The sequence below is a fragment of the Rosistilla oblonga genome (genome assembly GCF_007751715.1).
GTDB classification, from domain to species: Bacteria; Planctomycetota; Planctomycetia; order Pirellulales; family Pirellulaceae; genus Rosistilla; species Rosistilla oblonga.
In genome coordinates, this window is record NZ_CP036292.1 from 5,151,962 (window position 1) to 5,165,424 (window position 13,463).

Annotated in this window: 10 protein-coding genes and 1 riboswitch; of the genes, 3 read left to right on the forward strand and 7 right to left on the reverse strand. The window is 58.1% G+C overall.

Annotation, left to right across the window (positions count from 1 at the left end):
* Positions 1–474 precede the first annotated feature (474 nt).
* Positions 475–735, forward strand: a complete 261-nt coding sequence (locus tag CA51_RS18235; RefSeq protein ID WP_145122647.1) for a ribbon-helix-helix domain-containing protein — start codon at positions 475–477, stop codon at positions 733–735.
* Positions 732–1,181, forward strand: a complete 450-nt coding sequence (locus CA51_RS18240; RefSeq protein WP_145122648.1) for a type II toxin-antitoxin system VapC family toxin — start codon at positions 732–734, stop codon at positions 1,179–1,181. Before CA51_RS18235 ends, CA51_RS18240 begins: the two co-directional genes overlap by 4 nt.
* A gap of 399 nt (positions 1,182–1,580) precedes the next feature.
* On the opposite strand, the gene CA51_RS18245 is transcribed toward CA51_RS18240, so the two are convergent.
* Together CA51_RS18245 and CA51_RS18250 are read right to left on the reverse strand one after the other, a co-directional pair.
* Positions 1,581–1,898 carry a DMT family transporter gene (locus tag CA51_RS18245; RefSeq protein ID WP_145122649.1) on the reverse strand — a complete coding sequence of 106 codons (318 nt, stop codon included), beginning with the start codon at positions 1,896–1,898 and terminating at the stop codon, positions 1,581–1,583.
* Positions 1,899–1,917: 19 nt separating this feature from the next.
* Positions 1,918–1,977, reverse strand: a riboswitch (guanidine-III (ykkC-III) riboswitch).
* A 364-nt stretch (positions 1,978–2,341) separates the two neighbouring features.
* The gene (locus CA51_RS18250) at positions 2,342–6,088 is read right to left on the reverse strand and encodes a DUF4332 domain-containing protein (RefSeq protein ID WP_145122650.1); all 3,747 of its coding nucleotides are present in this window, start codon (positions 6,086–6,088) and stop codon (positions 2,342–2,344) included.
* A 367-nt stretch (positions 6,089–6,455) separates the two neighbouring features.
* On the opposite strand from CA51_RS18250, the gene CA51_RS18255 reads away from it, so the two are divergent.
* Positions 6,456–7,178 (forward strand): sugar phosphate isomerase/epimerase family protein, encoded by a 723-nt coding sequence (locus tag CA51_RS18255; RefSeq protein ID WP_338052302.1) that lies wholly within the window; start codon positions 6,456–6,458, stop codon positions 7,176–7,178.
* Positions 7,179–7,220: 42 nt separating this feature from the next.
* On the opposite strand, the gene CA51_RS18260 is transcribed toward CA51_RS18255, so the two are convergent.
* The 5 genes from CA51_RS18260 to CA51_RS18280 all read right to left on the reverse strand — a co-directional run bounded on the left by CA51_RS18260 (position 7,221) and on the right by CA51_RS18280 (position 13,461).
* Entirely contained in the window at positions 7,221–8,156 is a 936-nt protein-coding gene (locus tag CA51_RS18260; RefSeq protein WP_197451287.1) for an alpha/beta hydrolase, read from the reverse strand.
* Entirely contained in the window at positions 8,146–9,213 is a 1,068-nt protein-coding gene (gene mtnA / locus CA51_RS18265; RefSeq protein WP_145122653.1) for an S-methyl-5-thioribose-1-phosphate isomerase, read from the reverse strand. The genes CA51_RS18260 and mtnA overlap by 11 nt, the downstream gene beginning before the upstream one ends.
* Positions 9,214–9,381: 168 nt before the next feature.
* The gene (locus CA51_RS18270) at positions 9,382–10,458 is read right to left on the reverse strand and encodes a prenyltransferase/squalene oxidase repeat-containing protein (RefSeq protein WP_145122654.1); all 1,077 of its coding nucleotides are present in this window, start codon (positions 10,456–10,458) and stop codon (positions 9,382–9,384) included.
* 94 nt (positions 10,459–10,552) lie between these two features.
* Positions 10,553–11,731: a hypothetical protein gene (locus CA51_RS18275; RefSeq protein WP_145122655.1), complete on the reverse strand. Its 1,179-nt coding sequence runs from the start codon at positions 11,729–11,731 to the stop codon at positions 10,553–10,555.
* Positions 11,728–13,461 carry a hypothetical protein gene (locus CA51_RS18280; protein WP_145122656.1) on the reverse strand — a complete coding sequence of 578 codons (1,734 nt, stop codon included), beginning with the start codon at positions 13,459–13,461 and terminating at the stop codon, positions 11,728–11,730. Before CA51_RS18280 ends, CA51_RS18275 begins: the two co-directional genes overlap by 4 nt.
* Positions 13,462–13,463 lie beyond the last annotated feature (2 nt).

Genomic DNA, 13,463 nt, shown 5'->3' on the forward strand with positions numbered 1-13,463 from the left:
GGATCTGCACTCGCCAGAGTGCAGTACCTGCTAAGGAGCAGCAGTGGTTGCGGGGGCAGCTCGGCTTGCCCCGTGCTGAACATCGAGTGATGTTACGGTCAGAACAACTCCACCAACACGGCAGGAACGACCTCTAGCCGGTCTTCATCGCCTCGGGTTGCGCTCGGCTCGCCAGCGCTCGATGCCGTACAACGGCGAACTCGCGGGCGATCAAGAAGAGCCTGTCCCCAAACTGCACTCCCACTTCTGCCCTGCAAATCGACGAACGGCATAAGCTTCGGCTTAGACCATGGCCTTTCTCTTCATGTGCCCCACAACCACGGGAAATACTGAAAAACACAATCCAATCGTGGGCATCCAGAACCCTGCAGCAGATTTGGTTTTGATTGACTTTCTGCCCCGAATAAGTCACTATGAAATCGGGCACATGGTGATTTAAGCAGAACCGTGCAGCCCGCTTCGGAGGAATAAGACATGACACTGAACATACCAAGCGAATACGCACACGTTCTCGACGAAGCCGTTGCCAGTGGTGCGTTTGCGTCTACCGACGAAGCCATTCGCCATGCGCTCAGCCTTCTCGCTGCGGAGCACCATATCGTTGACGGTGAACCGCCAACGGAAGACGATGAACAATGGGCGGCTCGATTTGAAGCATGGGCGGAGAGTCATACTCCGTCGAAACACTTTGTCGATTGCAGCCGCGATTCGATCTACGATGGTCGTGACAAGTGAGAAGCCTGATCGATACGAGTATTGTCGTTCGCACTTCTCAACCAACTTCAGACGCATTCCGGTTGGCCGTTGACGCAGTCAAACGGCTTCGCCCCAACGGTTTCCGGGGCTGCTTGGTTCCACAAGTCTTCTATGAGTATTGGGCCGTTGTCACGCGTCCCATCAACGTCAATGGCCTTGGATTCACTGCAGAGCAAGCGGCATTGGAACTGGCCCAGCTCACGTCCATGTTCGACTTCGTTCGTGACGAGAGAGCGATATTCGAACATTGGCAACGACTGGTTACGAGCTACAAGGTTTTAGGGAAGAACTCTCACGACGCGCGTTTAGTCGCCGCGATGTTACGGCATGGGATCACGCATATCCTGACGCTGAATCCAAAAGATTTCGCCCGATTCACGTCGATTAAGATCATGACACCTTCAGACCTTGTTACAAACAGCTAAGTCGAATTAGCCCGATGGTGTCTGGCGGAAGCTAAAACTCGAGTCTGCTCTCGATCGAACGACTCGCAACGGTCTCGAGTTGGACTTCACGATGAACCAACAAACTGAGACGCTGGTGCAAAGACTTCTCGCCAGGACCCCAGTGGTCTGGAAGTTGTTCAACGCAGTACACGGCAGCCGACGATGAAAGCTTGGATCACTGAAACCCTTCAGCCGATTGTGCACTGAATTATCAACACCGTTGGGGCTCGCTAACGCGGAGCATTCGACGGCAGAAGAGATTCGTTACAGGCATCCATCAAGAGCGCAAACTGCGATATCAATTCAGATTGAAGGGCAATTACATCGAGTCGCCATTTGACCTGCCTGTATAGCCATCCGAACCAAAAGTCGCCCCGCTCAGTACGCGGTGAGTTTCAATCCGATAATGGACACCATCAATAGGATGAGAAAAAAGATACGGCCGGCGTTCACGGGCTCGCCCAGAAAGGTCATGCCTAAGACAATTGCGCCGAAAGTGCCGATGCCAACCCAAACGGCGTAGGCTGTCCCAATCGGAAGGGTTCGAGCTGCAAGAGCAAGCAGATACATACTTGCCATGATGCCAGCGATGGTCAGAACGCTAGGAACGAGCTTGGTGAAGCCCTCGGTGTATTTCAGGCCAATCGCCCAGCCCGCTTCCAAGAGACCTGCAATAACGAGAATAACCCATGGCATGACAACGCTCCTTTTAGGGTGCGCGTCGTCTTATCTTAACCGGGTACGTCGCTCATCGTCCGGGCCTGAATGGCAATTACGATAGTAGATTGTTGGACCGACAGGTCCCATTGTCAAGGCAGATGCTCAGGACGTCGGCGCGTCTCGGCTTCCTGGGCTTCACCGCATTTGCGGCGATGTGCCTCTGCCGGCAACAACGTTTTGTTTTAGCGTGCCACCGGACTTACCAAAACTCTTTGGTTGCCGAGGCTAGGCTCAAACCACCGTACAGTTTCCAGAGCAACTTGCGATGTAGGATCTTCTTGCACAAGCGACTCGCGTTCTAGTCGCCCCATCGCAAGCATACCGATAGACTCCCCGAAAAAAGAACAGCTCGCCAACGCGAAGTGCGTTGGCGAGCTGTGACGTTATTCAATTCGAAGCGGCGGAGACCGCGAGAAAACCTACGCGGCGACCACTTGGTCGCGTTGGCCGGCCCAGGTGATCCAGTCGGTGACTTCGGCTAGGTCGGGAGCGGGAGCTCCGCGGAGGATGCGTTTTCCTTCGCTGCTGTGAGCGATCGGCGTGACTTCGTCCAACAACCATTTCGGATTGCATTGACTCAATTGCTTCGCGCTGGTGATCTCCGCAGCAACCAACAACTGGGCGTCGTGGCCACGTAGCATCGGCGAAGTGCACATCAGCTTCGATTGCAATTGCCATTGGCGAACCGTTTCGGCTGTGATCCGGCGGTGGTTCAATTTGTCCGCGACAAACGCGGGATCGGCATCCAACAGATCGGCAACCGTATAGACACCCGCTTTCTCCAATCGCTTCGCCATCGAAGGCCCGATCGAAGGAGCGTCGACGACATCGCTCTCGTTGCTCAAGTAATACCGCAGAGTCCGCGACTTGCTATCGCCATCGATCGGCACTGTCGAACGCTCCGATCGCTCGCCGCGACTGGTGCGTGTGACGCGTGTCCGCGTCGACCGTTGGCTTCGCCCGTTGGACGAACCTTCGCGGTCGCTCGATCCGTTGCTGGATCGGGATGACGAACGGCTGCTCGAACGAGAAGACGAATTGCTGCTTCCCGATCCGTTTCGCGAACTCGAACGCTTGGTGCTGCGGACGACACGATTGCCTTCGTGGTCGTATTCGTATTCGACTTCCAGATCGGCGATTCCATCGCCATCGTAGTCGTAGGTCTCGCGGTAGCTGTTCACCGAACCGGTACGCTGACGAACCGATTCGTGGTCGTACGGATTGGGGAACGAAGAGTGATCACTCGACAGTGGACGGCTGGTGCTTTCGCCGCTTTGCCCATCTCGCGACGAGGTGCGACGACGGCGAGTGACGCGAGTCGTGCGACCACCGCGCGACTCATCGGATCGTTCACCGCTGCGGCTGCGAGTCGATGTGCGCGTGGTTCGTGTCGATTGGCGATCGCCATCGCGATGACCTCGCAGAACAGCTCGGCTGGCCGAAGCGATCCAAGTCGTGATCCGCGACAATTCGTAACTGGTTCCGCTGCGGAGCGTCTCGCGTCCCAAGTCGGTCGCCAGGAAGCGTTCGACTTTGACCAACAGTTCGGTGGGATGCAGTTGAGCCAATTCCTTAGGCGTCGTGACGCCACAGCCGACGAGGATTCGTGCATCGAAGGGACGCAAGCCGGGAACGCGGCAGACCAGATCGGATTCGATCTGCCAGCGGCGGATCGTGCGATCACTGACGCCCGCCAATCCAATTCGCGAAGCGATGTTGGCGGCGTTGCTGGTCAACAGATCCCCCACCGATTCGACACCGATGCCACGCAAGCGGGCTGCGGCGACCGAATCGACCGACGGAGCCAAGTCGATGTGACTTTCCGGGGTCAAAAAGTGGCGACCGATCAGCGTTTCGCCGTCGATCGTTGTTCCGGTTCGCGATTCCTTGCGATGGTTCGGTTCGTATAAACCACGCATCGTGCGGCGTCGCGGATAGTTGTTCGCAGGACTCCAGCTGCGGCCGGGAGTGTGCGACGGATTGTCGTACAAACCGTTCGATTCCCGCCAAGCCATATCAAGGAAGCGGTTGACGTCGTACAGATCGCTGCCGGCCGCTCCGTTGTTCAAGTTGTTACGGGCAGGCAGTGCATCGGTCCATGCACCCTGTTCCGAGAGGTCGTCGACCAACGCTTGCGAACGTGTAAGCACAAGCACTTGGTTGCCGCCGGCGGCAAATTCAACCAACGTGCGAGCGACGCTACGGTGATCGTGATGATGCACGACGGGATCGTCGATGATCAACGGCATCCCAGTCCGATTTTCGTTCATCAGGCAACAAACCGCCATCCGCACGGCAAGCGCTGCGGTTCGGCGATCGTCCGACGAGATATCCGATTCGCGGCGACCATCGACACGAACTTGATCGGGGCCGACCAATTCGATCGTCCGCAATCGGCCCGCTGTCAAACGCGTCAACCAATGGTTTGCACAAGCGATCAACGGCGATTGCGTGGCATGACCGGCGGCTTCCATACGTCGCAGTTCGTCATCCAAACGGGCTCGTTCGCGACGCAATCCGTCCAACGAATCGAGCCATTCCAAACGACGTCGCACGTCGGCCAATTCATTTCGCAAGTGAGCCATGCGATCGGAATCGACAAACGGCCGTCGTTCGATCGGTTGGGACAACATGTCGCGTTGCAGGTTGTCGATGTCGCGAACAACTGTCGCCAATTGGTCGTCGGCGCGTTGCAGTTCGCTTCGCAATCCGGTCAATTCATCTTGCAACCGTTGGCGGCGGGCGGATGCGGCATCGCTCGATCCGACGCTTGGCGGGCAATGTTCGCTGACCAACCAATCGCGCAGATGAGGCGTATCGGTGTACGGATTCCAGTCGCCGTAAGCCGACGACAACTGATCCATTGGGATGCCATGTTCGCGAGATGCCAGTCGCATCAAGTCGCTGCGATCGGCGATCAAACGCTCGATCGCCGACATCAGTTCCTGTTCGCAGCGGCGCAGTTGCGCCAGTTCGTCATCGAACCGTGCGTGTGGTTGGTGCGCATCGCGGCGTCCCAATCCTTCGCGAATCGTATGCAATTCGTCACGCATCGCGTGCAGGTTGCGAGCCTGCGTCGAAGCGTCGTTGCCGTAGCGGTAGTAGCCGTCGGTATAACAACCGGCCAATGCATCGAGTTGGCGTTGAGCGTGATCGATGCGTCCTTCCAGACTGCTCAGATACTCATAAGGGTCGCTCGCCGCATCGGCACCGCTGCGATAAGCAGGCCGCGTGGCCGCGTCGCTGTAGTACGGTTTGTCGCTAGAATCCTGCAATCGCTCGCGCAGCGACCGGACCTCTTGCATCGTGCGACGCCAGCGAACCAATTGCGCGTCGAGTTCTTCCAACTGCAGACGATAGTCTTCGGCGATCGTCCAGCGTTGTGGTTCGTGTTGCGGCACGTGAGACAACCGATCCATTTCGTCTTGGATGTCGGTGATCGATTCACGCAGTTCGTCTTGGAAATGGCGCAGACGAGTCGCTTCCAGTTGAGCGGCTCGCAGACGCTGTTCGGCGTGGCTGCGGTCGGGGCGATCGAGCGACTTTTCGCTGACGACGCTTCCGCGTTCGAGCGTTTCCAGTTCCGTGGTCAAACGGCGGCGACGCATCTCCAGCTCATCGCGATTTTCGGTGCCGCGATAATCGCGTCCGATCTGAGCGTCGATGTCGACCAATCGCAACTTGATGCGTTCGATCTCTTCGGATGGACGATTGACCGCGCAAGCCAGCTCAAAGCCGACCGAAGCCGCAGCTTCGAAGACGCGAGCGATCGATGTCTCGTTGGTGTCGGGAGCGACAACCATATCGACAAGCGCCGGTGGAATCGCATCGGGACGCCGCGAGTGGTAGCCGTAATGTCGGTAGCGTTCGTCGGCGTAAGCTGCATCGCGAGGCGAGAAATCGATCAGCAAACGGCCGTCATGGGTGCCGTCGGATTCGCGTTGGCAATGATACAGCCCGCGATGGTCGGCCCAGGTGACGCGGCCAACGGTTGCACCGTGGCGGTCGTATTGGTTGCCCAGCATCACGCCGCGGATGAAATCGACGATCGCAGTCTTGCCCGAGCCCTCGGGGCCCCAGATCGCGTTGATTCCGTTTGAAAATGGCCCGATATTTTTCTTACCGAATGGGCCGTAGACGTCGATGTCTAAGCGTTCCAACAACATGGGTCTGGCTCCTCCTTGGCCACAATACAAACCGATTCCATCGATTTACGGGAACGATCAGAATAACGAGCGGTCGACAAGGGACAAAGAGCGGTTTGCCACAAAATCGACTTTCCCACCAGAATTGACTCAAGTTTCGCCCTGCCAATGCAGGGGAAATCGAAGAATCCGAATGCTATCAATCCGAATAGCCGTTACCGGGGGCCCCTGGAAGACGACTCGTGAGCCACGAATAGGATTGCGACCTCATTTACGCTGAATCGCCATTGGACAGACCTTGCGCGATCGCTAAGCTTTAACGTTGTTCGTTTTTTGTTCGACTTGTTGAAGGAATGTTATTGTGTTTGTGGCCGTCTCTTTGGAAAGCATGCCCGATTTGTCAATTGAAGACGCGGTGGAGATCGCGGACGATTTGGAATTTGCGGCCGTTGAAATCGACCTGCATGAGGATGGAGGCCACGTTCGTCCCAGCGAAGTCCTAACCAACCCCGATACCGCCTACCATCGCGTGCGTCTGTCGCATCGCTTGGATATCGCCAGCTTCAGCGTCCGCCTGCTCTCCACCGGCGATGAGCATTACGAGCAGTTTGCCGAGCTGTGCAAGTTCGCCAAGCTCTGCAAAGTCGTCACGCTGACGGTTCCATCCGCCGAACTCGGAACACCGTTTAACGAAGAGGTCGAACACCTGCAACGGTTGGTCGACATCGCCGAAACCGAAGGCTGCCGCGTCGCCGTGCGAACGCAGATCGGCCGATTGAGCGAAGATCCCGACACGTTGATGGTGCTGTGCGATAACGTTCACGGCCTGGGAATCACGCTCGACCCAAGCGTCTTCATGTGCGGTCCGTGCAGTAACAAGAGCCTCGACCGGATCATGAAGTACGTCTTCCACGTCCACCTGCGAGATTCGAAGCCCGATGCGTTTCAAGTCAGCGTCGGCCAGGGCGACCTCGATTACGCCAAGCTGATCGGCCAACTCTCGCACGAAAAATACGACCGCGCGTTCAGCATCCACATGTCCCCGATCGATGGCCTGGACCACCGCGTGGAACTGCGAAAGCTGCGCCGCTTGACCGAATCGCTGCTGTAATCGTTTCAGTCCTGCGACACTCGATCGAGCACCGGCCGCGAATCACTCAGCGGCCGACGAAGGTTCCTGAGGATCGGCAACCGAATCGATAAGTTCCCCCACGGCTGCATAAAACTCGGCCGTGGGAGAATCGAGATGCCCAAAGTTCTCCAGCTCCAGAAATTGCTTGTTCTGCGAGGGGCAAGCGTCGAACAACTGCTTGCCCGAGGTGAACGGTACGATCTCATCGACCGGCCCGTGGATCTGCAACAACGGGCCGCGATAGTTCTGGATCCTGTCGACCGATGGGTAGCGGTTTCGCATCAGCCAACGGATCGGCGCCCAAGGGTAGATCGACTGCGCCAGTTCGACGATCGAATGGAAGGTGCGATCGAGGATCAACGCCTTCGCACCTAGCTCCGACGCCAAGTGGACGGCGATACCGCCGCCTAGACTCAGCCCCCAAACGATGACTTCGTCGTCGGCAATCTCTGCCCGCTGGGCCAGCCACCGCTGCGCCGCCTCGCCATCCTGCAAAACTCCAGTCTCCGTCGGCTCCCCTTCGCTGCGACCGTAGCCGCGATAATCGAACACGAAGATCGAAATCTGGTAGAGATCGCGGAGCTCGGAAATCCAGTCCCCCAGATCGGCCACCTGTTGAGCATTACCGTGGCAAAACAGAAGCTGAGCCCTCGGCTGTGGATGCTCAAAATACCAACCGTGCAAAGCGGTTCCATCGGTCGACGTAAAGTTCACGTCTTCGAATTGCAGGTCGGGACGATTCCAATTGGCCGCCGCGACGGAGGGAGCGGGGTAGACCAACGAGGTTTCCAGCCAGGTCAACATCAGCAGCATCGCCAGGTAGAGTCCCACGACGACCGCAAGTGACATCCGGACACAGCGACGTGCCAGATTCCAATACGGCCGCCGGGCGGGAGCGGTTTCGTGTTGCGATTCGGATTCAAGTTGCGACGGGTTTACGATTTCTTCAGTTGGCATCTTGCACCACTCGGCGAACGTTTGCTTCATCGACCGGATCGATCACGCCGCGATCGGTGATGATCGCGGTGATCAGTTCCGCCGGCGCGACATCAAACGCCGGATTGTAGACCTCGACGCCTTCGGGCACCGTTCGTTTGCCAAACGCTTCGGCGATCTCGTAAGCGGCACGTTGTTCGATCGGAATCAAATCGCCGCTAGCCAGCGAGAGATCAAATGTGCTGCACGGTGCGGCAACGTAAAACGGAATGTTGTGATGTTTGGCGAGAACGGACAGTCCATAGGTCCCGATCTTGTTGCACGCATCGCCATTGGCAGCGATCCGATCGGCACCGACGATCACCGCGTCGACACGGCCTTCCTTCATCACACAAGCTGCCATCGAATCGCAGATCACCGTCACCGGAACGCCATGCTGCTGCAGCTCCCACGCCGTCAAACGCGCTCCCTGCAACAGAGGCCGGGTTTCATCGGCGAAGACGTGTAGCGTCTGCCCCGAATCGTGAGCGGAATAGATCACCGCCAAGGCCGTGCCGTATTCAGCGGTCGCAAGCGCACCGGCGTTGCAATGCGTTAGCACATTTTTTGCCGCAGCGATCAACGGAGCACCGTGCCGGCCGATCGCGTGACAAGTCTCGCGATCCTGTTGATGAATCGCGCGGGCTTCGGCCAACAGAGCTTCCAAGAACGCATCGGTCTTCCCGAAGCCGTCGCGGTCGATCACTTTCCGCATCCGGTCCAAGGCCCAGAATAAATTGACAGCTGTCGGCCGGCTGGTCGCCAAATAATCGGCCGCAGCGTGAGCCTGCTGCTTCGCTTGATCGACGCTCTGCCGCGTCGTTTCCGCAGCCCCAATGCAAACGCCATACGCCGCAGCGACTCCGATCGCGGGTGCTCCACGGACCGACAACCGCTTGATCGCCGTCCAAACCTGTTCGACCGACCGACAATCGATTTCGACAAGCTCGGTCGGCAAACGCGTTTGGTCGATCAAACGCAGATAGCCGCTGGTCTCCTGCTGCCAGGAAAGGGGTTCGATCTTGGCGGGGGTGCTCATCGTGCTGGTCTTCGAATTTCGAGTGACAAGAGGGGACGACCTGCCGAAACGTTTTATGCTCCGACTATTCCGAAAGGCTTCGCAATTGCAAAGCCTTCCCTGGCGCGGTCTTCGATCGTGGCATGATCGCCGCATTGGGGCCGCGATTCAAGCCTGCCCCCCGTCGTTTTACTTCTGATAGATCGGCAGGTAATGGTACTTCACCGACAGCGTCAGCATCGCCAGCGATGTCGAATAGACGTGGCCGATCCGCTTCTCATCGCCCCCTTCAGCCAACCACGATCCGTCTCCCTGCTGTCGTGGCAACAAGACTTTGGCCACCTGCTGCTCCGCCTCTTTCGCATGCTCGCCGCCGCGTTGATACATCCCTTGAGCGTAATAGTAGGTGCCGTAATGGAAGAAGCGGTCGTTGTGTTTGGGCGGATGCTGCATCAACCATTCGGAAGCTCCCGCGACCAGTGGCGAATCGTATTGACCGCAGACCTGCATCGCCAACAATCCGGCGGCGGTCATCGTGAAGCTGGCGTGGCGTTGTCCGGGAGTGTAGCTGAAGCCCGCCGGCTTCTGATCGTCGGGCAGGCCATTGCGATCCAGCTTGGCCGTATACGATCGCTTCAGATAGTCGACAGCATCGTCGATCGCGCTACCCGGGACCTTCAAGCCGTCGTTCTTCGCCGATCGCAGGGCCATCAATTGCCAAACCGAAACCGAAAGATCGGCATCGCTGGAGGTCGGGGTGTAGCGCCATCCGCCTTGATTCTCTTGGCTCTTCTGATGCCTCTGCGACTTCAAAATCAGATCGATCGCCGCCTGACAGCGGTCGTGAATCAATTGGTCTTGCGCCGGGTCGGTTCCCATCCCCAGCATCTCGGTCAGCATCAGCGTCGTGATCCCGTGACCATACATCCGCGATCCATCGTGCCGCCCGTAGTAGCCTTCATCGTCTTGGCGACCGTCAGCAAGAACGTAAGCCAGCCCCTTGGCTGCCGCTTCGCCAGCAGGAGTTGGATCGCCAGGCAGATGCCCGACCGAAGCCAACGCCATGATCGCCAAAGATGTCATCGTGGTGTCGTGGCTGCGATCGACGATCGCTCCATCGGCTCGCTGCTTGCCGACTAGAAACAGAACCGCCTTGTCGACAGCGCGGTCGATTTCGTCTCGCTCAAAACGGGACTCTTCCGCCAGCGATGGAGTTGCGATTGCAAACAGCAACGCCAACAGGGCAAGTGACGATCGACAACACATGCAACGGAACCGAGTTGTGAGGAAGTGAACGGAAGACCGGACCAATCATCCGCAACCGATTCGCGTTTTGACTTCGTTTCCGCCGGACGATTGACTAGTTCAAATCGTCCGCCTTGGCGTCGGCCAGGCTGCGGTCGTGTCGCAGAATGAAGCGTTGATCATCGCTTTCGAAAACCGCAAAGCGATCGGTCACTTCCACGATTGTACCCTCGATCGAACCGACTTTGAACGTATCGCCGACTTTCAGTTTCAGCAGCTTGTTCTGCGTCCGAACGCGAATCCACGCACTCCATTGACCGCGGCTTTGCACCAGCCCGGTCAGAACCGCTTGCTGCGATTCGTCGAACGGGGGCGGGCCTTCGGCGACGACAGGCTCCGGCGGCGGATCGCCGACCTTAAATACAAGCATCGTTTCGATCTCGCGACTCGGCAAACCGTTGTCCCAAGCCCGCACCTTGATGTCGAATTCGCCCTTCTCCTTCGGGCGGCCGATCAATTCGCCACGGCTGAACTGCATTCCCGCTGGAAGATCGCCGACGACTTCGTATTCGACACGGTGATCCTTGTCGGGATCATCGAACTTCAACCGCTTCGAGAAATCGGTATCGATCGATGCCGTCAACGTCTTTTCGCCACTGTAACGCGGTGGCTGGTTGGCGGGACTGAACATGTTGCGGTTGACGATCGCTTCGACCAACAGCGGCGCGACCCCGTCGACTCGCGGATCGGTCGTGTTAGGGGCGGGTTGATCTCGCGCCGCATCGGCAAGCGCGATCGCTTCAACATCGATGTTCATCAGCAGCTTGCCCTCTTCGCTAGAGGGCCGCAGGACCAACTTCTTGGCGCGTTGCAGATAGTTCTTCTCGTGGAAAGCCGTCAGGAATTCGCTGACCTTTTGAATGTTCCCCACGCCGCCGATTCGGAACGTGTAGACGCGATACAGTTTGTTCGAGCCCTGTTCGCCCACGTAATCGACAGCGCGATTCTGCAGTCCCGATTGGCTGACCAATTTCTCCAGCCATTCCTTGTATTCGGCCTGAGCCCGTTGAGGATCGCTGGGGAGCGAACGCCGGCGGTATTCGGCGATCTGAGTTTCTGCCTGCAGACCTGCAAACTCCTGCTCCTGCTGATCGATCAGCTTGTCTTCCAAATTACGCAGCTTGTTCGCACGCGTCTGCAGCCCCGATCGATACCCGCTGAGACTGAACTGCAGCCCCACAGCGACGACCAAACCGCCGACCAAATAGACAAGTAATTTTTCGCGTTGGTTCATGCGGACACCTCGTCGCTCTTGCTTTCGTCGCTCTCTGATGCGTCGCTATCGCTTGCGTCGGCTTTGGTTTCTTCAGTCTCCGATTCGTCGGCATTCGATTTGCCCGCGGCAGGATCTGCTTGCTCCGAATCGTTTGCCGGCATCGCGGCTTCGGTCGTGGTCGACTCTTCTTCGCCGGAACCCTCCGGCGTTGTATCCGCTTCGGCTGCCGAAGGCTCTTCGGTTTTCGCAGGCGTCTCTTTCACATCCGTCGGCGCGGCCTTGGGTTCAGCTGAATCAACAACTACTGGCGCCGCGAGTCGTTGCTCACGAACGCTTGCCGCTGGGATGCGGATCGTATCGTTGAACTGGAACTTAAAGGTCTCGTTCCGCGGATCGCTCTTCACCCCGTCGCCAGTCACCGCGTGGTCGGCGTCTCGCAATTGGCTCTCCATCGCAATCACCGCTGCCGGTTCGCGAGCGACGCCTTTGATCGCCATCGTCGCACCGCCGCGAGGATCGGCAGCAACCGTCAACTGCTCGATTCGCATCTGTTCAGCCGGCCCAAGGTTTTCACTCAGATAAGCCAGCTCGCCCAGCATGAAGACATCGCCGTCGAGGAACTGGTCGATGCGAGCCAGGTTCGCTTTGCTGATTTGCGCCGCGGCAACGGCATCGTTCAAATCGTTGCTGGCAACCAATGTCTGTTGGTACTTGGCATCCAAGCGACTCAACTGACTCCACGCCAACCAACCGATCAACAAAACCAACGCAGCGGCCAGACCGCCATACAACGCGTAGCGATCGCGATTCGATTTCGGTTCGGGCGGACGACGTGGGTTCAGGAAGTCGATCAGCCCTTGGCCTTTCAGCACATCCCCTTCCAACAATCCCAACAGCGGTGCAAACCGGCCGACATGTTGCGGCATCCCGTTGGGAAGCTCCGCTGGCGTTTCGACCAGACTGAACGGATCGACCGATTTCGCTTCGATCCCCAGCTGTTCAGTCAACTGCTGACGCAATTCAGTATGAAACGCGGGGTTGCCCCAAACGATGATCTGTCGCTGGCTGGAATTGCTGCCGTCGCGGCGAACCGCCATCAAACTGCGACGTGTTTCGTTGACGATCGTCCGCAGCCGAGCTTGTTCGTCCGTCGGAACGCGAACCGAACGCAAGAAGGCGGGCGTCTTGCCGCGCATCACGATCAGGTCGACCTCGTCGGCCAACGTATCGATCAGAATCGTCTCGCCCGAATCGGGCTGCTTCAGCAATTGGAACAGCGCCGCCGCTGCGGTCGGACGCAGCACGATCCGCTGCAACTGCAATTCCGATGGCGCACAGACCCGGCGAATCTCGTCGATATGTTCGGGAGCCAAAGCGGCCGCGGCCACTTCGACTGCGGTGTCGCTGCGAGCGATCGGCAGGTAATCGATCGCCGCTCGTTCGCCCGCGGCGGCGAACTGCCGGACCGCTTGGAACCGCACCACATCGGGAAGCTCTTCATCCGGAATCGCCGGCAGACTCAATTGACGCAGCTCCGCCCGGCCTCGACCGATCGCAACCAGCGTCGGCAATTTCTGCAGTCCACGCTCTGCCAATGCGTCGGCCAACTGCTTGCCAATCGCATCGGACTTCGCTCCGCTGATATCGACGGTGAAGACATCGGTCACGACAAACCGGTTGCCACGCGGCCGCGCCGCTACCACGCGGATCTCGTTGTCGTCCCATTCGATTGCTAACTGCTTTGCCATAT